At 69.8% G+C, this 20,226-nt stretch carries 17 protein-coding genes; 16 read left to right on the top strand and 1 reads right to left on the bottom strand.

Going from position 1 to position 20,226, the window contains the following annotated elements; translation table 11 throughout:
• Positions 1-120: 120 nt before the first annotated feature.
• The 12 genes from ACYU8W_RS02730 to ACYU8W_RS02675 all read left to right on the top strand — a co-directional run bounded on the left by ACYU8W_RS02730 (position 121) and on the right by ACYU8W_RS02675 (position 16,002).
• The gene (locus tag ACYU8W_RS02730; protein ID WP_499466421.1) at positions 121-1,548 is read left to right on the top strand and encodes an MFS transporter; all 1,428 of its coding nucleotides are present in this window, start codon (positions 121-123) and stop codon (positions 1,546-1,548) included.
• Between the two features lie 9 nt (positions 1,549-1,557).
• Complete coding sequence (locus tag ACYU8W_RS02725) at positions 1,558-3,732, top strand: molybdopterin oxidoreductase family protein (RefSeq protein ID WP_129624678.1); 2,175 nt, start codon at positions 1,558-1,560, stop codon at positions 3,730-3,732.
• Positions 3,729-5,282 (top strand): FAD-dependent oxidoreductase, encoded by a 1,554-nt coding sequence (locus ACYU8W_RS02720; protein WP_499466419.1) that lies wholly within the window; start codon positions 3,729-3,731, stop codon positions 5,280-5,282. Before ACYU8W_RS02725 ends, ACYU8W_RS02720 begins: the two co-directional genes overlap by 4 nt.
• A gap of 103 nt (positions 5,283-5,385) precedes the next feature.
• On the top strand, positions 5,386-7,998 hold the full coding sequence (gene nirB, locus ACYU8W_RS02715) for a nitrite reductase large subunit NirB (protein WP_499466417.1): 2,613 nt from the start codon (positions 5,386-5,388) through the stop codon (positions 7,996-7,998).
• The gene (locus tag ACYU8W_RS02710) at positions 7,995-8,438 is read left to right on the top strand and encodes a nitrite reductase (NAD(P)H) small subunit (protein ID WP_499466415.1); all 444 of its coding nucleotides are present in this window, start codon (positions 7,995-7,997) and stop codon (positions 8,436-8,438) included. The genes nirB and ACYU8W_RS02710 overlap by 4 nt, the downstream gene beginning before the upstream one ends.
• Positions 8,435-9,598 carry a uroporphyrinogen-III C-methyltransferase gene (gene cobA, locus ACYU8W_RS02705; RefSeq protein ID WP_499466413.1) on the top strand — a complete coding sequence of 388 codons (1,164 nt, stop codon included), beginning with the start codon at positions 8,435-8,437 and terminating at the stop codon, positions 9,596-9,598. The genes ACYU8W_RS02710 and cobA overlap by 4 nt, the downstream gene beginning before the upstream one ends.
• A complete protein-coding gene (locus ACYU8W_RS02700; protein ID WP_499466411.1) occupies positions 9,595-10,713 on the top strand; it encodes a uroporphyrinogen-III synthase in 1,119 nt (372 codons plus the stop codon). The genes cobA and ACYU8W_RS02700 overlap by 4 nt, the downstream gene beginning before the upstream one ends.
• Positions 10,710-11,396, top strand: a complete 687-nt coding sequence (locus ACYU8W_RS02695; protein WP_499466409.1) for a sirohydrochlorin chelatase — start codon at positions 10,710-10,712, stop codon at positions 11,394-11,396. Before ACYU8W_RS02700 ends, ACYU8W_RS02695 begins: the two co-directional genes overlap by 4 nt.
• Positions 11,397-11,453: 57 nt before the next feature.
• Positions 11,454-12,233 carry a LemA family protein gene (locus tag ACYU8W_RS02690; RefSeq protein WP_499466407.1) on the top strand — a complete coding sequence of 260 codons (780 nt, stop codon included), beginning with the start codon at positions 11,454-11,456 and terminating at the stop codon, positions 12,231-12,233.
• Between the two features lie 172 nt (positions 12,234-12,405).
• Complete coding sequence (gene macS / locus ACYU8W_RS02685; RefSeq protein ID WP_499466405.1) at positions 12,406-13,563, top strand: MacS family sensor histidine kinase; 1,158 nt, start codon at positions 12,406-12,408, stop codon at positions 13,561-13,563.
• A complete protein-coding gene (locus tag ACYU8W_RS02680; RefSeq protein ID WP_129624674.1) occupies positions 13,560-14,201 on the top strand; it encodes a response regulator in 642 nt (213 codons plus the stop codon). The genes macS and ACYU8W_RS02680 overlap by 4 nt, the downstream gene beginning before the upstream one ends.
• 124 nt (positions 14,202-14,325) lie before the next feature.
• Positions 14,326-16,002 (top strand): DUF2339 domain-containing protein, encoded by a 1,677-nt coding sequence (locus ACYU8W_RS02675; RefSeq protein ID WP_499466403.1) that lies wholly within the window; start codon positions 14,326-14,328, stop codon positions 16,000-16,002.
• Positions 16,003-16,066: 64 nt separating this feature from the next.
• On the opposite strand, the gene ACYU8W_RS02670 is transcribed toward ACYU8W_RS02675, so the two are convergent.
• Positions 16,067-16,765, bottom strand: a complete 699-nt coding sequence (locus ACYU8W_RS02670; protein ID WP_499466638.1) for a DedA family protein — start codon at positions 16,763-16,765, stop codon at positions 16,067-16,069.
• Positions 16,766-16,913: 148 nt separating this feature from the next.
• On the opposite strand from ACYU8W_RS02670, the gene ACYU8W_RS02665 reads away from it, so the two are divergent.
• The 4 genes from ACYU8W_RS02665 to ACYU8W_RS02650 are packed head-to-tail and all read left to right on the top strand — an operon-like array spanning position 16,914 to position 20,134.
• Complete coding sequence (locus tag ACYU8W_RS02665; RefSeq protein WP_499466401.1) at positions 16,914-17,813, top strand: ABC transporter substrate-binding protein; 900 nt, start codon at positions 16,914-16,916, stop codon at positions 17,811-17,813.
• A 40-nt stretch (positions 17,814-17,853) separates the two neighbouring features.
• On the top strand, positions 17,854-18,732 hold the full coding sequence (locus ACYU8W_RS02660; protein ID WP_499466399.1) for an amino acid ABC transporter permease: 879 nt from the start codon (positions 17,854-17,856) through the stop codon (positions 18,730-18,732).
• Positions 18,729-19,460, top strand: a complete 732-nt coding sequence (locus ACYU8W_RS02655) for an amino acid ABC transporter ATP-binding protein (RefSeq protein WP_499466397.1) — start codon at positions 18,729-18,731, stop codon at positions 19,458-19,460. The genes ACYU8W_RS02660 and ACYU8W_RS02655 overlap by 4 nt, the downstream gene beginning before the upstream one ends.
• Positions 19,457-20,134 carry a TrmH family RNA methyltransferase gene (locus ACYU8W_RS02650; protein WP_499466636.1) on the top strand — a complete coding sequence of 226 codons (678 nt, stop codon included), beginning with the start codon at positions 19,457-19,459 and terminating at the stop codon, positions 20,132-20,134. Before ACYU8W_RS02655 ends, ACYU8W_RS02650 begins: the two co-directional genes overlap by 4 nt.
• Positions 20,135-20,226 lie beyond the last annotated feature (92 nt).

Genomic DNA, 20,226 nt, shown 5'->3' with positions numbered 1-20,226 from the left:
GCGGCGGTGAGGTCGGTGTGACCTGCGTGTTACGCAAGCAGTCGGCCGACGAAACACGGCGTCCATAGCGTTCCTCGCACTCGCTCACCGTCCGGGTGGGCACCTGCGTGCGAGGCGTTCATGGTCACCACAACCACCGAGCCGACCGATCTGGCGCTCGCCCCTCCCGTCGACACCGTCGACACCGCCGACGGGCTCGCCCGTCGGCCGGGACGTTGGCTCGACGGCTGGGACCCCGAAGACCCCGCCCAGTGGGTGGCGCACGGCCGCTCGATCGCACGGCGCAACCTCGGGTTGTCGGTGCTGGCGGAGTTTCTCGGGTTCGGGGTGTTCGCGCTCTGGGGCATCGTCGTGCCGCAACTGGCGGCCTTCGGCTACGTCGGCACGAACGCGTTGACCGACAGCCAGCAGTTCTGGCTGCTGTCGATGCCGGTGCTCGTCGGATCGGCACTGCGCATCCCTTACAGTTTCGCGGTGCCGCGGTTCGGCGGTCGCAACTGGACGATCATGTCGGCGCTGCTGCTGCTCGCGCCCACCCTCGGGTTGGTGGTCGCGCTGGAGAATCTGGCGCCCTTCCCCGTGCTGCTGCTCGTCGCTGCACTGGCCGGGTTCGGCGGCGGCAACTTCGCCTCGTCGATGACCAACATCTCCTTCTTCTTCCCGGCCGCCCGCAAGGGAGCAGCGTTGGGGCTCAACGCGGCCGGCGGCAATCTCGGCACGGCGGCGGTGCAGTTCGTCGTGCCCTTCGTGGTGGTCTGGGGAGCCGCGACGGCGACCGCCCCAAACCTCCCAGCAGCCGGTTGGATCTTCGTGCCGGCCGCGCTGTTGGCGGCATTGCTCGCCTGGCGCTTCATGGACAACCTGACGATGGCGGCGAACGACGGGCGCTCGATGCGACGGGCCACCCGGATGCCGCACACCTGGCTGCTGTCGCTGCTCTACATCGGCACCTTCGGTTCGTTCATCGGGTTCGCAGGAGTCTTCCCGAAACTGCTGCACGACGCGTTTCCGGCCGAAGGTCTCAAGCTCGCCTTCCTCGGCGCCCTCGTGGGTTCGTTGAGCCGTCCGCTGGGCGGTATCGCCGCCGACCGGGTCGGCGGCTGGGTGGTCACCGTGGTCTCCTTCCTGGCGATGGCGGTCGGCGCCGGCGGTGCGGTGATCGCGTTGCGCGCCAACGACTTCGGGCTCTTCATGGTCAGCTTCTGCTGGCTGTTCGTGTTCACCGGCGTGGGCAACGGATCGATCTACCGGATGATCCCCGCCGTCTTCGACGTGACGGCCACCGACCGCTCGCCGGCCGGTCGGGCCACGGCGGTGCGGACGGCGGGCGGCGCGATCGGGATCGTCGGCGCGATCGGTGCCTTCGGCGGGTTTCTGGTGCCGCAGGGCTTCGCGCTCTCCAAGTCGCACACCATCGACGCCGCCCACCCGGCCGGCACGATCGTGCCCGCGCTGCTGGTGATCCTCGGGGTCTACCTACTGATGGCGGCGATCACGTGGGCGGCGTACGGCCGCAAGGGTTCTGCCCTCGGCAGCCACCGGATCTGAGGCGTGGCGATGACGCTCACCGACCTCGACTCGCCGCAGCGGCGGACGAGCACGACGGGCACGACCGGCACTGATATCGGCACTGATACGCACTGCCCCTACTGCGCGCTGCAGTGCGCGATGCGGCTCGAACCGGCTGACGACGGCACGCTCGCGGTGCAGCCCCGTGACTTCCCGACCAACCAGGGCGGTCTGTGCCAGAAGGGTTGGACCGCAGCCGAACTGCTGGCGGTGCGCGACCGGATCACGACGCCGATGGTGCGGGACGCGGGCGGTGAACTACGCGCGGCGACCTGGCAGGAGGCGTACGAACGGATCGTCACCGCCGTCCGTGCGGCGCAACGGGCCGACGGTCCCGACGCGGTCGCGGTCTTCGGCGGCGGTGGCCTGACCAACGAAAAGGCTTACAGCCTGGGCAAGTTCGCGCGGGTCGCCCTCGGCACCGCCCTCATCGACTACAACGGCCGGTTCTGCATGTCGTCGGCCGCCGCGGCGGGCAACCGGGCGTTCGGGCTCGACCGCGGTCTGCCCTTCCCGCTCGCCGACCTCGGCGGCGCCGACGCGGTGCTGCTGGTCGGCAGCAACCCGGCCGAGACGATGCCGCCGATGACCCGGCACCTGGCCGGCGCCCGGCAGCGCGGCGGTCTGATTGTCATCGATCCGCGGCACAGTGCGACGGCGGCGCTCACCGACGACGGGGCCGGCCTGCATCTGCGGCCGCTGCCCGGCACCGACGTGGTGCTGCTGCTCGGCCTGCTGCACGCGGTGATCGCGGCGAGCGGCACCGACGACGACTACCTCGCGGCCCGCGTGGAGGGTTGGGGCGCGGTGGCAGCCGCGGCTACGTGCTGGTGGCCCGAGCTCACCCAGCAGGCGACCGGTGTGCCCGCCGATCAGATCCGGCGGGCCGCCGAACTGCTCCTGGCCGCCGCACCCCATCGCGGGGGAGCGGGGGCCTACGTCATCACCGGACGCGGCGCCGAACAGCACGCGCACGGCACCGACACCGTCACCGCAGCGATCAACCTGGCGCTCGCGCTCGGGCTGCCCGGTCGCGTCGGCAGCGGCTACGGCTGCCTCACCGGTCAGGGCAACGGGCAGGGCGGACGCGAACACGGCCAGAAGTGCGACCAACTGCCCGGTTACCGCAGCATCACCGACGCGCAGGCACGGGCGCATGTGGCAAAGGTGTGGGGTGTCGATCCCGACGCCATCCCCGGGCCGGGCCGCCCCGCGGTCGAACTGCTCGACTCGCTCGGTCGTCCCGGCGGCCCACGGGTGCTCTTCGTGCACGGTGCCAACCCCGCCGTCTCGGCACCCGACGCAGGCACCGTCCGCGAACGGCTCGCCAGTCTCGACCTGCTCGTCGTCGCCGACTTCGTGCCCTCGGCGACGGCCCGGCTCGCCGACGTCGTGCTGCCCGTGCCGCAGTGGGCCGAGGAGGACGGCACGATGACCTCCCTCGAAGGACGCATCCTGCAACGGGCCCGAGCAACAGACCCGCCCGACGGGGTGCGCGACGAACTCGTCATCTGGGCGCAACTCGCCGAACGTCTCGGTGCACCAGTGCAATTCGCGACCGACCCGATCGAGGTGTTCGCCGAGCTCGGGCGGGCCAGCGCCGGCGGCCGCGCCGACTACGCCGGAGCCGATCACGAGCGGGTGGCCCGCGAACCGGTGTACTGGCCGTGCCCCGACCGCGAACACAGCGGCACCCCACGGATGTTCCTCGACCGGTTTGCGACGCCGTCGGGTCGGGCGCTGGCGGTCGTGCCGTCGGTCGTCGGGGTCGACGACGATCTGCGCGAGGGCGCGCGCACCTACCTGCTCACCGGACGCGTGCTGCGCCAGTACCAGTCGGGCGCCCAGACCGCCCGCGTCGCGGCCCTCGGTCGGCCGGGCGAGCACCGGTTCGCCGAGGTGCACCCGCTCACCGCCCACCGCATCGGCGTCGAGGACGGCACACCCGTGCGCATCACCTCGGCGCGTGGCTCGTTCGTCGCTCCGACGCGGGTGACCACCGCGGTGCGGCCCGACTGTGTGTTCGTGCCGTTCCACGGCGACGGCGACAACCAGTTCTGCAACGACCTCACCAACCCGGCCACCGATCCGGTGAGCGGGATGCCGGAGTTCAAGGTGTGCGCGGTCGACGTGTCGCCTGCTGAGCACGGAGCAGGGACATGAGCGGCGACATGAGCGGCGACTCCAATGCACACCGCGTCGTCGTGGCCGGCCACGGCATGGTCGCGGCCCGCTTCGTCGAGGAACTGCAGACACTCGCCGCCCCGGGCGCCGTCGCGGTGACCGTGCTCGGGGCCGAACCGCACCTGCCCTACAACCGGCTCCTGCTCTCGGAGGTGATCGCCGGTCGGGCGAACATCAACGCGCTCACCCTGCCGGCCGCGTCCGAGCCGGTCGTCGTGCGCACCGACACCACGGTCGTCTCGATCGACCGCGCCGCGAAGGCGGTGACGGACGCCGACGGCGTGGTTCACGACTACGACACCCTGGTCTTGGCCACCGGCGCCGAACCACGGGTTCCGTTGCCCACCGACGATCTTCGCGGTGTGCGCACGCTGCGCACCATCGACGACTGCCGCGACCTGGCGGCGGCGGCGCGCCCCGGCCGCCGGATCACCGTGCTCGGCGGTGGGCTGCTCGGCATCGAACTCGCCTGCGGCCTCGCCCATCGCGGCGCCGAAGTGACGGTGGTGCACCGGACGCCGGCCCTGATGGATCGCCAGTTGGACGCCGCTGCGGCACAGGTGCTCGCCGACTCGCTGCGCGCCCAGGGCATCGGGGTGCTGCTCGATGTCGAGGTGGTCGACGTGATCGGCCACGACGGCGCGGTCTGCGGGCTGCGCACCGCCGACGGCGCCGAGCTGCCGAGCGACCTCGTCGTGGCCAGTGCGGGAGTTGTTCCGCGCACCGAACTCGCCTGTGCGGCAGGGCTTCCGGTCGAGCACGGCATCGTCGTCGGTGTCGACCTGCGTAGCCCCGAAGACCCGGCCGTCGCCGCCATCGGCGACTGCGCCCAGGAGGAGGGCCGCTGGACCGGGATGTTGGCGCCCGGCTGGGAGCAGGCTCGACGCCTCGCCCACGACCTCGTCGGCCGGCCGGTTCGTGCCTCCGGGTCTGCCGATGCCGTCGTCACCCTCAAGGCGCGCGGACTCTCGGTGGTCACCATGGGCGCCGCCGGTGGTGCCGGTGGTGCCGGACGCACGGTGACCCTCAGCGACCCGGGCGCCGGTCGGCACGTGAGTGTCGAGGTCGCGGCTGACCGGGTCGTCGCCGCGACCTGCATCGGCGCGCCCGACCTTGCGGCCGACCTCACCGCGGCGTTCGAGCGGCGCACACCCACGCCGAAGGACCCCACCCATCTGCTCTTCGCCGAGCTGCCGACCGGCACGGGCGCGGGCCAGGGTGCGGACCGCACCAACCTCGCGACCATGCCCGGCAACGCCACCGTCTGCCGGTGCAACGGCGTGACGAAGCGGGAGATCGTCGGCGCGCACGCAGCGGGTGACCGCGACGTCGAGGCGGTCGCCGCACGCACCCGGGCCACCACCGGATGCGGCGGATGCGCCTCGGCGGTGGGGGGGCTGCTCGCGTGGATGGAGGAGGTCGACCCGCCGTCCGACACCCGTCCGGCGAACGCGACGCCGTTGTCCACCCCGGCCGCGGCAGACGCGCACGCGACCCTCGGCGCTCACCCGTCGCCGGGCTCACCGTGAGCACGAATTTGCCTGCCCGAAACATTTTCGGACCTCGTGCCGAAACACGACGCACCTACTTTCGAACCATCCCGATGACCCCCGACGAAGCCAGGAGCCTGCGATGAGCCCGACCGACCCGAATCAGCGACACGTCGTCGTGGTGGGCGCCGGCATGGTCGCGCACCGCTTCGTCGAAGCCCTCCGAGCCCGGGACAACGCCGACAGCTACCGGGTGACGGTGCTGGCCGAGGAGCCGCGTCCGCCCTACGACCGCGTGGCGTTGACCTCCTACTTCACCGGCCGCGACCCCGACGACCTCGCGCTCGGGCAGGACCAGTTGTGGCGCGACCCGCTGGTGCGCCTGCGCAAGGGCGTCCGCGCGCTGCGGGTCGACCGGCTGGCCCGCGTGGTCGAATTGTCGACCGGGCAGTTGCTCAGCTACGACCACCTGGTGTTGGCCACCGGGTCGTACGCGGCGGTGCCGCCGGTGGCCGGCAAAGACCTGCGCGGATGTTTCGTCTACCGCACGATCGACGACGTCGCCGACCTGCGGTCGTTCGTCGAGAAGCTGCGGGCCGACCATCCGGGCCGGCCGGTGCGCGGAGCCGTCGTCGGCGGTGGCCTGCTCGGGCTCGAGGCGGCCGGCGCGTTGCAGGCGCTCGGCGCCGAGGCCACCGTGGTCGAGTTCGCGCCCCGGCTGATGCCGTTGCAGGTCGACGAAGGCGGCGGAGCGCAACTGCGCCGGCTCATCGAGGCGTTGGGGGTCACCGTCCGCACCGACACGGCCACCGCCAAGATCACCGACAAACGCACCGGACGGGTGCGGGCGATGACCTTCGCCGACGGCGACTCGATCGACGTCGAGGTGGTCATCTTCGCCACCGGCGTGCGACCGCGCGACGAACTCGCCCGCGACGCCGGTCTGACGATCGGCGAGCGGGGCGGAGTGGTCGTCGACTCCGGCTGTCGCACCGACGACGAACTGGTCAGCGCGATCGGTGAAGTGGCCTGCATCGACGGTCGGGTGTGGGGGCTCGTCGCACCGGGCTACGCCATGGCGGAGGTGGTCGTCGACCGGCTGCTCGACGGTGAGGCGACCTTCCCGGGTGCCGACTCCTCGACCAAGCTGAAGTTGCTCGGCGTCGACGTCGCCTCGTTCGGTGACGCCTTCGCCACCACGTCTGGTTGTCTCGAGGTGGCCTACGCCGACGCGGTCAACGGCGTCTACAAGAAGCTCGTCGTCAGCGACGACGCCCGCACCCTGCTGGGTGGCATCCTCGTCGGCGACGCCAGCGCCTATGCTTCGCTGCGCCCGATGCTCGGTCAGGAACTCGCCTGTGACCCAGCCGCTTTGGTGGCACCCGAAGGCGGCGAAGCGGCGCAGCTGGAGCTGCCCGACGAAGCCACCGTCTGCTCGTGCAACAACGTCAGCGCCGGGCAGGTGCGCCGGGCCGTCGACCAGGAAGGGTGCTGCAGCCTCGCGGACGTGAAGGACTGCACGAAGGCCGGCACGAGCTGCGGCTCCTGCCTGCCGCTGGTCAAGAAGATCACCGAGGTGCAGCTCGCCGCGGCCGGCGTCGAGGTCACCAAGGCGCTGTGCGAACACTTCCCGATGAGCCGGGCGGAGCTGTTCGGCGCCGTGCAGGTCACCGGCCTCACCACCTTCAGCGCGATCGTAGAACGGCACGGCACCGGTCACGGCTGCGATGTCTGCAAGCCGACGGTCGCCTCGATCCTCGCCAGCCTGGGCAACGGGCACATCCTCGACGGCGAGCAGGGCGGCCTGCAGGACACCAACGACCACATGCTCGCCAACCTGCAGAAGGACGGCACCTACTCGGTGGTGCCGCGCATCCCCGGCGGCGAGATCACCCCGCAGGGCCTCATCGCGATCGGCCAGGTGGCCGCCGACTTCGACCTCTACACCAAGATCACCGGCGGCCAACGCATCGATCTGTTCGGTGCCCGGGTCGACCAGTTGCCGGCGATCTGGAAGCGGCTCGTCGACGCCGGCTTCGAGTCGGGCCACGCCTACGGCAAGTCGCTGCGCACGGTGAAGTCGTGCGTCGGACGCACCTGGTGCCGCTACGGCGTGCAGGACTCCGTGGGCATGGCGATCGCCCTCGAACTGCGCTACCGCGGATTGCGATCGCCGCACAAGCTCAAGGTCGGGGTGTCGGGTTGCGCGCGTGAGTGCGCCGAGGCCCGTGGCAAGGACGTCGGAGTCATCGCCACCGAGAAGGGATGGAATCTCTACGTCGGAGGCAACGGCGGATTCACCCCGCGCCACGCACAGTTGCTCGCCGAAGACCTCGACGATGCCGGCCTCGTGCAGGCGATCGACCGCTTCTTCATGTACTACATCCGCACCGCCGACCGGCTGCAACGCACGGCCGCCTGGCTGGAGGAGATCGACGGCGGGCTCGACCACGTGCGCGACGTGATCCTGCACGACAGCCTCGGCGTGGCCGCCGACCTCGACGCGGCGATGGCAAAGCACGTCGACTCCTACTCCGACGAGTGGCGCGACGTGCTCGACGACCCGGCCAAGCTCGCCCGGTTCGCGTCGTTCGTCAACGACGACACCCCCGACGACGACCTGCACTACGTGGTCGAGCGCGGCCAACGGCGTCCGGCCACCTCAGCCGAGCGCAGCGACCCGCAGATCGAGGTCGTCGATGCGGCGCGCCGTCCGGTGTTCCTGTCCGGTCCGACCCTGGAGATTCGCCGATGACCGATGAGATGACCGACGCGGTCACAGACGCGATGGCCGACCCGATCACAGACCCGGCGACTGCTCCCATCCACTGGACGCCGGTGGCCGACCTGGTCGCCATCCCGTTGGAACGCGCGGTGCCGGTGCGCGTGGGCGCCGCTCAGGTGGCGGTGGTGCGGCTCATCGACGGCTCGATCCACGCCGTCGGCAACCGGGACCCGTTCAGCGGGGCGCAGGTGATGGCCCGCGGCATCGTGGGATCGATCTGCGTCGGAGGCACGATTCACCGTACGCTTGTTTCTCCTATGTATAAGCAGACGTTCTACTTGGCGTCCGGTCGGTGCACGACCGACGATCAGGTCTGCCTGGGCACCTGGAGCACCCGGGTGGTCGACGACCGGCTCGAGGTCGGCGAGTGCGTCGTCCCGCCGACCACGACGGATGTGTTGAGGGCATGACCCCGTTGCACGCGATGGATCTCGCCGGTAAGCCGGTGCTCGTCGTCGGGGGCGGCCCGATCTCGGCCGCTCGGGTGGCGGCGCTGCTCGCGACCGGCGCGACCGTGCGCGTGCACGCACCTACCCTGGGCGAAGACCTGCGCGATCTCTACGCGTCGGACGCGTTCGCCTGGAACACCGCCGCGGTGACCGCCGCTGATCTTGCCGACGTGTGGCTGGTCTCGGCCGACGAACAAGACCCCGCCGAGACCGAGCGGCTGCGTGCCCTTGCCACCGCGGCGAAGGCGTGGTTCGAGGGCGGCGACGCGCGCACCTACGACGCCGCGACGATCGACGACGCGGTCATCGAGGCCAACGTGACGCTGCGCGAACTCCGTCCCGAATCCTCGACCGGCAAGGTCGTGCTGGTGGGTGGCGGCCCGGGCGCCGACGACCTCATCACCGTGCGCGGACGCCGCGAACTGGCCCGCGCCGATGTGGTCGTCACCGACCGCCTCGCCCCCGTCGGGCTGCTGCGCAGCCTGGGCTCGACCGCCGAGGTCGTCGACGTCGGCAAGACCCCCTACCGCCACCCCGTGCCGCAGCACGAGATCAACCAGATCCTCATCGACCGCGCCCGCCGCGGGCGGTACGTCGTGCGGCTCAAGGGCGGCGACCCGTTCGTTCTCGGACGCGGCGGCGAGGAATGGATCGCCTGCCGCGAGGCCGACGTCGAGGTCGAGGTCGTGCCCGGCGTGAGTTCGGCCTTCGCCGCGCCGCTGGCCGGACTGGTGCCGGTGACCCACCGCGGGGTGGCCGCCGGCGTGCTGATGATCTCGGGTCACGACGAGGTGTCGCCGGACGTGCTCGTGCAGTGGCCGCACACGATCGTCGTGCTCATGGGCATGGGGCGGTTGCCCGAACTCGCCGCGTCGCTGGTGAGCGCCGGCAAAGACCCCGCGACCCCGGTGGCGGTGGTGCACAAGGCATACAGCCCGCAGCAGCGCAGCGTGCGCGGCACCCTCGCCACGATCACCGAGCAGGTGCTGACGCAGCAGATCGGCAATCCCGCGGTGATCGTCATCGGCGACGTCGTCGGCCAACTCGCCGATCCCACCGATCTCACCGACCCCGACGGTGCTGACCCGGGCAACCCGCACGCCGTGAACGGATCTTCGTGAACCCGGTGGGCGACCAACTGGTCGGTGCCCGGGTGTTGCTCACCGGGCAGCGCCGCAGCGCCGAGCTCGCCGCAGCCCTCGAGCGGCGCGGTGCGCAGATCGCGCACGCCCCCACCCTGTCGGTGGTGCCTCACGTCGACGATGCCGAACTCCTGCGCGCGACAAAGGAGTTGATCGCCGAACCGCCGCAGATCGTGGTTGGCACGACCGGTGTCGGCTTCACCGGATGGATCGAGGCCGCCGACGCCGCGGGCCTCGCCGACGAACTTCTCGCCATGCTGCGCGACACCCGCATCATCGCCCGCGGCCCGAAGACCAGCGGCGCGCTGCGCGCCGCCGGACTCGAACCCGACTGGGTGGCTGAATCGGAGACCAACGCCGAGGTGCGCGACTTCCTGCTGTCCGAATCGATCGCCGACCTGCGGATCGCGGTGCAACACCACGGCGCCGGCTCCGACGGTCTCGACGAGGCGTTCACCGACGCGGGCGCCACGGTGCAACCGCTCGTGGTCTACCGCTGGGGGCCGGCTGCCGACCCCCGAGCCGTCGCGGACGGCGTCCGCCGCGTGGTCGACCGGGAGTACGACTCGGTGGTCTTCACCTCCGCACCCGGAGCACAGGCCTTCCTCGACAGCGCCCGCGGCCTGGGTATGGAGCGGGAGTGTGTGGCGGCGATGGCCGTCGACGGCGGCGTCGTCGCCGCGGCCGTCGGCCCGGTCACCGCGGCCCCGTTGCGGGTGGTCGGGATCGATCCGATGGTGCCCGACCGTTTCCGGCTCGGCGCGCTGGTGCGGTCGTTGGTGGCGCACCTGCCGGTGCACGCGACACAGGCGGTCACCCCGGCGGGCACCCTGCGGGTCTGGCGTTCGGAGGCGGTGCTCGACGGCCGGCGGCTCAGCCTGTCACCGGCCGGCCTGGCGGTGCTGCACCGCCTCGCGGCCGCCGACGGTGCGGTGGTGACCCGCGAGCAGATCCTCGCGGTGCTGCCCGGCACCGCCGTCGACCCGCACGTCGCCGAGGTCGCCGTCGCCCGACTGCGCGACGCGCTGCCCGACCGTGATCTGGTCACCACCGTCGTCAAGCGGGGTTACCGCCTGGCGGTGGCCGACCGATGACGCGTGCGCTCGTCGTCTGCGCCCACGGCACCGACAACCCGCAGGGGCAGGCTGTCGTGCGCTCGATCGTCGCGCAGGTCGCGCGCCGTCGCCCCGACCTCACCGTGCGCGAGGCGTACGTCGACGTGCAGCAACCGGAGTTGCCGCAGGTCGTGAACGACCTTGCGGCGCAGCACGATTCGGTGGTGGTCGTGCCGCTGCTGCTGTCGTCGGGCTTCCACACCGAGGTTGACGTGGCGCAGGCCGTGGCGGCCCACCCGCACGCCCACGCCGCGCCCGCGCTCGGTCCGCACGCGTTGCTGGCGCAGGTGCTCGTCGACCGGCTCGTCGACGCCGGCGCGACGCTGAACGCCCCGGTGGTGCTCGCCGTCGCCGGATCGAGCCGCGCCGCCGGCGCGACGGACGCCGAACGGATGCGTGACCTGCTCGCCGAACGCTGGGCCGGGACGGTCGCGCTGGGCTATCTGGCCGCGCGGCAGCCTTCGGTGGACGACGCCGTCCGGGTGGTTGCCGCAGAGCACGGCGGCGACCCGGGCGCGGTGGTCGTCGCGAGTTACCTCATGGGGTCCGGCTTCTTCCACGACCGGCTCACCGGCCTCGGGGCATGGGTGTCGGCGCCGCTGGGCGACGACCCGCGGCTGGCCGAGTTGGTGCTGCGGCGGTTCGAGGGTGTGGACAGCTGATCCGGGAGCCGACCAGCACGTAGGCTGAGCGGCAATGCAACCGAAGGAGACTTGCTGATGACGTGGGTTCTGCTCGCCATCGTCCTGATCATCGTCCTGCTCGTGGTGTGGGGCATCTCGTCCTACAACGGCCTGGTGAAGAAGCGTAACCAGGTGCAGGAGGCCTGGCACCAGATCGACGTCGAACTCAAGCGACGTCACGACCTCATCCCCAACCTCATCGAGACCGTGAAGGGATACGCCCAGCACGAACGCGCAACGCTCGACGAAGTGCTGCGCGCCCGCTCGGCCGCGATCAGCGGCGGCGACACACCGGCAACCGCTGCGCAGAACGAGGGCCAGTTGACCCAGGCGCTCGGACGCCTCATGGCGGTTGCCGAGGCCTACCCGGATCTGAAGTCGAACTCCAACTTCCTCGGACTGCAGAACGAACTGTCGTCCACCGAGGACCGCATCGCCTCGGGTCGCCGCTACTACAACGCGATCGTCCGCGAACTCAACACCGCGATCGAGTCGATCCCGACCAAATTCCTCGCGGGTCCGGCCGGTGTCGCGCGGGCCGAGTACTTCGAAGCCGAAGGCAACGAGCGCGCCGTCCCGAACGTGAACTTCGGCACCGGTCCCGGCGGCACCGCAGGTGGTCCCGGCGGGTACAACATGCCCGACCCAGGTGACCCGGTCGAGCCGCACTCAACGCAGTACCCGCAGATCGAGCAGCAGGGTACGACGCCGAATCCCCTTCCAGGACAGCAGTATCCGCGCCAGCAGTCGCAGCCGCAGGGTTACCCGCAGCAGGGTGGCCAGCAGCCGCAGGGCTACCCGGGCCAGGGCAACTGACCGCCTCGTAACAGTCGGAGCAGAACGAAAGGTCCGGACACCCCCGCGGTGCCCGGACCTTTCGCGAAGCAGTACGTCAGGCGCGCACCAGACGCAGGTATGGGTTTCGCGAGGTCCACCAAGAGAGCATCAACTTCGCAGGTCAGTGCGCTTTGCCGACTACTGTGATGACGTGAGTACGGCGACGCTGCAACGCGATTCATCGGGTCTGCTGCCGTTGTGGCGCGCCGCCCAGGTGTTCCGTCTCGCCTCGCTGATCTATGCCGGTGCGGTGCAGTGGACCGTGGTCGAGCATTACGTCCGACCCTTGCTGAGTTGGGCCGTCTTCGCCCTGATGTTGGTCTGGTCAGGCATCGCGGCGATGCTGCTCGCGTTCGGGTACCGCCGCCGCCGGCAGGTCGTAGCAGCCGAGGTCGTGGTGACGCTGTTGCTCATGGCGAGCACCTTGATGGTGGGCGGTAAGAACAACTACTTCGATCGCCACCAGACGGTGCCCACGACCTTCTGGGCCGCGAATGCGGTTGTGTCCGTTGCGATCCTGCTCGGTCCGTGGTGGGGACTGGCGTGCGCCGGTCTCGTCGGGCTGTCGGCGCTCGCGATCTGCAACCAACTCGACAACATCGGTTTCGACGCGACGCTACCGATTCTGCTGACCGTCGGCCTTGCGGTCGGGATGGGAGCCCAGATCGTCCGGCGTGCCCGCGAGCAGATAGACCGGGCGATCCGGCTCGAGGCGGCCGCATCGGAGCGCGAACGACTGGCCCGGGAGGTGCACGACTCGACCCTCCAGGTGCTCGCGCTCGTGCGTCGCAGGGGCGCGGAAATCGGTGGTCCGACAGCCGAACTCGCCCGACTGGCCGCGGAGCAGGAGGACGCGTTACGCAAACTGCTGTCTCGTCAGGCAGGCGTCAAGGCGCCGGGGCCGGTGCAGCGTGACCTGCGATCACGCCTTGAGGAAGTACTGCCGACGCAGGCTTCCCTCGCCGCGCCCGGGCAACCGATCGTGCTGCCCGAGCAGATGACCGACGAGATCGTGGCCGTCGTGTGTGCCGCGATCGACAACACCGCCAAGCATGCCGGCGCCGATGCGAGGTCGTACGTCCTGCTCGAGGACGACGGCGAGGAGATCGTGGTGACGGTGCGGGACGACGGTGCGGGCTTCGACCCGTCCCGGCTCGCCGAGGCAGCGGCCGAGGGCAGGATGGGTGTGAGCAAGTCGATCAGGGGTCGCGTCACCGACCTCGGCGGCACGGTCGACCTGTTCACCGCGCCCGGTGAGGGCACCGAGTGGGAAGTACATATTCCGTCGACGGGAGCCGAGCAGCGATGACGACGATCATGGTGGTCGACGACCACCCGATGTGGCGCGACGGTGTCGGTCGTGACCTCACCGAGCACGGATTCGAGGTGGTCGCAACAGCGGATTCTGTTGCGGCAGCGGCGAATCGAGCAGCTGCGACCAAGCCTGACGTCGTCCTGATGGACATGCACCTTCCGGACGGAAACGGCGCACAGGCGACGGTCGCCGTGCTGGAACACTCACCGTCGACCCGGATTCTCGTGCTGTCCGCGTCCTCCGAGCGCGAGGACGTGCTGGAAGCGGTCAAGGCCGGTGCCAGCGGATACCTGGTGAAGTCGGCGAGCCAAGCTGAACTCGTGGAGGCCGTCACCGCAACTGCCGAGGGACAAGCGATCTTCACGCCCGGCCTGGCCGGTCTGGTGCTGGGGGAGTACCGCCGGATGGCGACCGTCCCGACGGGCGAGGGACCGGACCTGCCCAAGCTCACCGACCGCGAGACCGAGGTACTCCGGTTTGTCGCAAAAGGCCTGAGCGCCAAGCAGATCGGCACCCGCCTCGGCGTCTCGCACCGCACCGTCGAGAACCACGTCCAGTCGTCCTTGCGCAAACTCCAGCTGAGCAACCGCGTCGAGTTGGCGAGGTACGCCATGGAGCACGGCCTCGACTGAGACCCGGCTCCGGTGTGAACGCCGTCGTCTGTACGCGTAGGTAGGGGAACGTTCAGGAAGTACCTATGTCGGTTGAGTAGTGCTACTCATGTCCGTTCGGCCGCGCCGAACCAGGGTTGAAGGCATGAACACGACACCGAACACTCAGCCCGGCCCGCAGGGTCAGCACCAGTACCCGAACGGCGCTCACTACAACACCGGGTCCGGTCCGCAGCCGGACTATCAATACCCTCCGCTGCGACCACAGGTCCGCCGACCGTGGTGGGAGCGCGACGGTGTCATCGGCAAGATCTTCGCCGGCGCAGGGGTCTTCGTAACCCTCATCGGCGTCGTCATGCTGCTGGTCATCGCTGCCCGAGCAGGACTGCTGCGCCCCGAGATTCGCGTGGCCGGCGGCGCACTGCTGTCCGGTCTGCTGCTCGCAGGATCGATTCGCCTGGAGCCGCGCCTCGGTGGACGCATCGGTGCCGTCGCACTGGCCGCGACCGGTACCGCCGGCCTCTTCCTGTGCGTGGTCGCGGCGACCAACTTCTACGAATGGATCCCCGGAGCCGCCGGACTCGTGATCGCCGCGGCGATCGCGGCCGGCACGGTGGCGATCGCGATGCGCTGGAACTCTCAGGCTCTTGCGGTGATGATGACCGCCGGAGTCGGCGTGCTCGCCCCGGTGCTGACCGAAGGTCTCACCGTCCCGCTGATCGCCTTCCTCGTGCTGTTGCAGGCGGCCGGCTGCGTCCCCGAGTTCTCCAAGGACTGGCCGGCCATCGCAGCCGCCCGCACCCTGCCGGTGGCGCTCGCGGCGACGGTCGCCGCAGAACTGGAGTCGTACCGGGCCAGCACGCACATCGCGGCCTACCTCGTAGCCACGATCGCTCTCGCCTCGGCACTGACGGCGAGCCGTCGCACGAACGAATGGATCACTGCCTGCGTGTACGCCGTCGCGAGTGTGCCGATGATCGTCGCCGTCACTTCGCTGACCGGTCCGGTCGCCGCGATCACCGGCGCGGCGATCGCGGCTATGACCCTCGGCGCGGTGATCGCCGCCCGACCGGTGGGTGCCGGTACCTCTGCAGCCGCGGCTCTCGTGGTCGGTGCTGCGCTGATGGCGTCCGCGGTGACCGTCACCCGCGGTCCGTGGTTGTCGGTGATCCTGCTCGGTATCGGTGTCGTCCTGGCAGCGTCCACCCACCAGGTGAAGAACCACTACGCCGCGGCGTTGTCGATCGTCTTCACCGCGGCCGGGTACCTCGCCGTCGCTGTCACGGGAGTCGGGACCTCGGTCGAGGACGAGCCCGGCGTCGCGTTCACCTCGGGTCTGTTGATGACGATCTCCACTCTGCTGATCGCGCTGGTCGGTGTGCGCCGCTACGGTGCGGACAAGGAAGGTGCCACCGCGCTCGGCACGATCGCTCTGCTGGCGAGCACCGGTCTGGTGCACCGCGGACTGTTCGCCCTCGTGCTCGGCGACGGCGGCCGCCCGGTTGCGCAGTTCGCGATCACGGTGACCTGGATGCTGATCGCTTCGGCGCTGCTGTGGCTGAGCCTACGCGTGGAGGGCAGCGCGACCGCGACCGTTTCGATGGGGCTGAGCGTCAGTGTCCTGGCGCTGGGCAAGCTGTTCCTGCACGATTTGTCCAGTCTGGACGGCATCGTCCGCGCCGGTGCCTTTATCGTCGTCGGTCTCACGCTCCTGGCGGCAGGCGCCGGGTACGCTCAGGCGTTCGCGAAGCGGGCCGCCGCACGTCGGGTGGAGGTGGAGCAGAGCGCCCCTCAACAACCGCGCCCGATGGTGACCTGGTGAGCGGCATCGCAGACAGCGAGGCGCCCGGACCGACGCGGTCCGGGCGCCTCGGCGCGGTCGCCGATCAGTTCTTGTGATCGCCGGTGACGATGTCGCGGGCCGCGTTCGTGGTCTCGTCGATGATCGCCTCGGCCTGGCGGCGGTGGCGGATGTACTCGACGATCATCGGCAGCACCGAGAACGCCACGATGATCAGGATGGCGGTCTCTAGGTTGTCGCGCACGAACGCCACGTTGCCCAGCAGCGCGCCGGCTCCGACGATCAGCCCGACCCACAGGACGGCGCCGACACCCGACCAGGTGAAGAACCGACGGCGATCCATCTTGGAGACGCCGGCGACGACGGTGATGAACGTGCGCACGATCGGCACGAAGCGTCCGATGACCAGGGCCTTGTTGCCGTGCTTGTCGAAGAACGCGTTGGTCTGGTCGAAGTACTTGCGCTTGATGATGCGCCCGTCCCGCTCGTACAGCGGTTCACCGAGTTTGCGTCCGATCTCGTAGCCGACGACGTTGCCGGCGAACGCTGCGATCATCAGCGCTGGGATCGACAGGTACAGCGGGATGCCGATGCCCTGGGAGCTGACCGAGAACATGCCGACCGCGAACAGCAGCGAGTCGCCGGGCAGGATCGGGAAGAACAGGCCGCACTCGATGAAGATGATCGCGAGCGAGATCCAGAAGAACGCCCCGCCGTACTGCTCGAGGAGCCACGCAGGGTCCATCCAGCTCGGGCCGAGAGCGACAGGAGCGAAAGTATGCATCACGGGACACCAGCGTACGGGGACGGATGATCGTTCCCTGAATGTCGCCCGCGAGCCGCCGTAATCGGCGGTGTCGCCGCCACTGAACGGGTGACCAATCTGTGGAATCGCCCGAATTCGGGCGGCGCAGCCCGCGTACGCTTCGGCCATGGTGCGTTCTTCCTCCGCCGGCCTGTTCGCCCGGCGTATCGGTGTGGTGTCCACGGTCGTCCTGCTCGCTGCGTGCGGTGCGCCGAAGTCGGATTCGTCGAGCTCGACCAGTTCGTCGGCGGCCGGTTCGGGTACGTCGGCTGCGGCGTCCTGCGACAAGGCGTCGCTGAAGACGAAGACCGCGGGCAAGTTGACGATCGGCACCGACAACCCGGCCTACGAGCCGTGGTTCTCCGACAACGCCCCGAGCAACGGCAAGGGGTACGAGTCGGCCGTCGCCTACGCGATCGCCCAGGAACTCGGTTACACCAAGGCCGAGGTGGTCTGGGCGAAGGTGCCGTTCAACAATGTGATCACCCCCGGCCCGAAGGCGTTCGACCTCGACCTCAACCAGGTCTCGATCAGCGAGGACCGCCGCAAGGCCGTCGACTTCTCCAGCGGTTACTACGACGTCACCCAGGTCGTCATCACCTACAAGGGCAGCCCGCTCGACGGCAAGACGACGGTCGCCGACCTGAAGAACGCCAAGCTCGGTGCGCAGGTGGGCACCACCTCGTACACCGCGCTGAAGGACCAGATCAAGCCGAGCAAGGACCCCTCGGTCTTCGACACCAACGACCTCGCCGTCCAGGCGCTCAAGAGCCACCAGGTCGACGGCATCGTCGTCGACCTGCCGACCGCGTTCTACATGACCGCGGCGCAGATGGACGACAAGGGCGCGATCGTCGGGCAGCTGCCGGCCGCCGACAAGCCCGAGCAGTTCGGTGCGGTGCTGCCGAAGGGTTCTGCCCTCACTGAGTGCGTCACCAAGGCGGTCGACGCGCTGCGGTCGAAGGGCACCCTGACCCAGCTCGCCGACGAGTGGCTGTCCAAGCAGGGCGCGCCGAAGCTGTCGTGACCCGCCGCGTCCGCCCAGCAGTCGTCGTCGGGAGCCGGCGATGACCGCTGCCCCGAACGAAGCAACGACCAAGGACGACTGGACCCCGTCGGCCGTCGAGCGGGAACGGGCCGCCTACCGGGCGAGCCGGCAACGGCGATCCGCGCTCATCGCGACGTTGAGCACGATCGTGGTGCTCGGTGTCGCCGGCACGTTGCTGGTCACCAGCCCGGGCTGGGCCGCCGTGCACGAAACCTTCTTCAACTGGGAGAAGGCGAAGGAGTCGTTCCCCGATGTGCTGCGCGGGCTCTGGCTGAACATCAGGGTGATGCTCATCTGCGGCGTCGTCATCCTCGCGTTCTCGATGCTGCTTGCGGTGATGCGCACGCTGCGCGGCCCGGTGTTCTTTCCGTTACGGATGTTCGCGGTGGTCTACACCGACATGTTCCGCGGTCTGCCGTTGCTGCTGTTGCTGCTGCTGCTGGGGTTCGGCATGCCGGCGCTGGGTCTGCAGGGGCTGCCCGACACCAGCATCTTCTGGGGTGGCGTCGCGCTGGTGCTGTCCTATTCGGCGTACGTCGCGGAGGTGCTGCGCGCCGGCATCGAATCGGTGCACCCGTCGCAGCGTGCTGCTGCCCGGTCGCTCGGGCTCGGCTACGGCCAGACGTTGCGGTTCGTGGTGATGCCGCAGGCGGTGCGTCGGGTCATCCCGGCCCTGATGAACGACCTCGTGTCGCTGCAGAAGGACTCCGGTCTCATCGCGGTGCTCGGTGTGGTCGACGCGATCAAAGCGGCCCAGATCTCCACCGCCACCGACTTCAACTTCACGCCGTACGTCGTCGCCGGCTTCCTGTTCGTCTGCCTCACGGTGCCGATGGCACGGTTCACCGACTGGTACGCGCGCAAGCAGGGCTTCCAGGGTGCGGGAGGGATGCTGTGAGCCTGCTCGAACTCGACGGTGTGCGGAAGACCTTCGGCGCGCACACCGTGCTGCGGCAGGTCGACCTCGCCGTCGACGAAGGCGAGTGCGTCGTGCTCATCGGGGCCTCCGGCTCGGGCAAGTCGACGATCCTGCGCTGCATCAACCTGCTGGAGGAGGTCGACGACGGTGTCGTCACCTTCGCCGGACGCGACATCACCGACCCGCGGGTCGATGTCGACAAGGTGCGTGCCCAGATGGGTGTCGTCTTCCAGGCGTACAACCTGTTCCCGCACATGAGTGTGCTCGACAACGTGACGCTCGCGCCGGTACGTGTGCACAAGCGCGACCGAGCCGAGGCCCGCGATGCGGCGATGGGCATGCTCGAGCGGGTCGGCCTGGCGCACAAGGCGAAAGCCCGCCCCGACGACCTCTCAGGTGGTCAGCAGCAGCGCGTCGCGATCGCTCGCGCGCTGGTGAACTCCCCGCGGCTGATGCTGCTCGACGAGGTCACCTCCGCGCTCGACCCCGAACTCGTCGGGGAGGTGCTCGATCTGCTTGGCGAACTCAAGCAGGAGGGCGTCACGATGATCCTCAACACCCACGAGATGGGGTTCGCCCGCTCGGTGGCCGACCAGGTGTGCTTCCTCGACGGCGGACAGATCGTCGAACGCGGCGCCCCTGAGCAGGTGCTGGACCATTCGGAGAACCCCCGTCTGCAGCAGTTCCTGTCGCGTCTGCTGCACTGAGCCGCGTGTCCCAGCAGAACTCGGGCGACAGCCAGGTCGAGGACGAGATCGGTGTCGGGCCCTGGCCCGGCGACTGGCCGGTCGACGATTCCGGTGCCGTGCAGGCGCCCTACGACGAGCAGTTGTTACGTGACGGCGACCGGCGCAACGTCGAGGACCGCTACCGCTACTGGACCCTCGAGGCGATCGTCGCCGACCTCGACACCTCCCGACACGACTTCCATGTCGCGGTCGAGAACTGGGAGCACGACTTCAACATCGGTTCGGTGATCCGCACCGCGAACGCGTTCAACGCCAAGGCTTTCCACATCGTCGGCAAGCGGCGGTGGAATCGGCGCGGCGCGATGGTCACCGACCGCTACCAGCACGAGTTCCACCACCCGACGGCGCAGGACCTCGCCGACTGGGCGGCTGCCGAGGGTCTGACGCTGGTGGGTATCGACAACGTGCCGGGCTCGGTGCCGATCGAGCCCTACGACCTGCCGCGCGGGTGCGTGCTGGTCTTCGGGCAGGAGGGGCCGGGGTTGTCGGCGCCGATGCGCGAGGTGTGCGAGGTGATCCTGCACATCGAGCAGTACGGCTCCACCCGTTCGATCAACGCCGGTGCGGCGGCGGCGGTGGCGATGCACGCGTGGGTCCGTCGACACGTCTGGGGTCAGCGGCCCGTCGTCTGAGTGCTGCGGTGGGCCGGTCTGAATGACGAGGCGGACACTCGCGCTGCAACTCGACCTCCGGCGCCGACCGAAACCGCGGAATTCCGCGGTTC

The sequence above is a fragment of the Yimella radicis genome, assembly GCF_054778255.1.
Note: the sequence above shows the minus strand (reverse complement) of the source record. Positions and strands in the feature narration are given on the sequence as shown.

What these genes read in the sequence shown, in the direction of transcription:
- ACYU8W_RS02730 (WP_499466421.1), top strand. Translation starts at nt 121, where the DNA reads ATGGTCACCACAACCACCGAGCCGACCGATCTGGCGCTCGCCCCTCCC.
- ACYU8W_RS02725 (WP_129624678.1), top strand. Translation starts at nt 1,558, where the DNA reads ATGACGCTCACCGACCTCGACTCGCCGCAGCGGCGGACGAGCACGACG.
- ACYU8W_RS02720 (WP_499466419.1), top strand. Translation starts at nt 3,729, where the DNA reads ATGAGCGGCGACATGAGCGGCGACTCCAATGCACACCGCGTCGTCGTG.
- nirB (WP_499466417.1), top strand. Translation starts at nt 5,386, where the DNA reads ATGAGCCCGACCGACCCGAATCAGCGACACGTCGTCGTGGTGGGCGCC.
- ACYU8W_RS02710 (WP_499466415.1), top strand. Translation starts at nt 7,995, where the DNA reads ATGACCGATGAGATGACCGACGCGGTCACAGACGCGATGGCCGACCCG.
- cobA (WP_499466413.1), top strand. Translation starts at nt 8,435, where the DNA reads ATGACCCCGTTGCACGCGATGGATCTCGCCGGTAAGCCGGTGCTCGTC.
- ACYU8W_RS02695 (WP_499466409.1), top strand. Translation starts at nt 10,710, where the DNA reads ATGACGCGTGCGCTCGTCGTCTGCGCCCACGGCACCGACAACCCGCAG.
- ACYU8W_RS02690 (WP_499466407.1), top strand. Translation starts at nt 11,454, where the DNA reads ATGACGTGGGTTCTGCTCGCCATCGTCCTGATCATCGTCCTGCTCGTG.
- ACYU8W_RS02680 (WP_129624674.1), top strand. Translation starts at nt 13,560, where the DNA reads ATGACGACGATCATGGTGGTCGACGACCACCCGATGTGGCGCGACGGT.
- ACYU8W_RS02675 (WP_499466403.1), top strand. Translation starts at nt 14,326, where the DNA reads ATGAACACGACACCGAACACTCAGCCCGGCCCGCAGGGTCAGCACCAG.
- ACYU8W_RS02670 (WP_499466638.1), bottom strand. Translation starts at nt 16,765, where the DNA reads ATGCATACTTTCGCTCCTGTCGCTCTCGGCCCGAGCTGGATGGACCCT.
- ACYU8W_RS02665 (WP_499466401.1), top strand. Translation starts at nt 16,914, where the DNA reads ATGGTGCGTTCTTCCTCCGCCGGCCTGTTCGCCCGGCGTATCGGTGTG.
- ACYU8W_RS02660 (WP_499466399.1), top strand. Translation starts at nt 17,854, where the DNA reads ATGACCGCTGCCCCGAACGAAGCAACGACCAAGGACGACTGGACCCCG.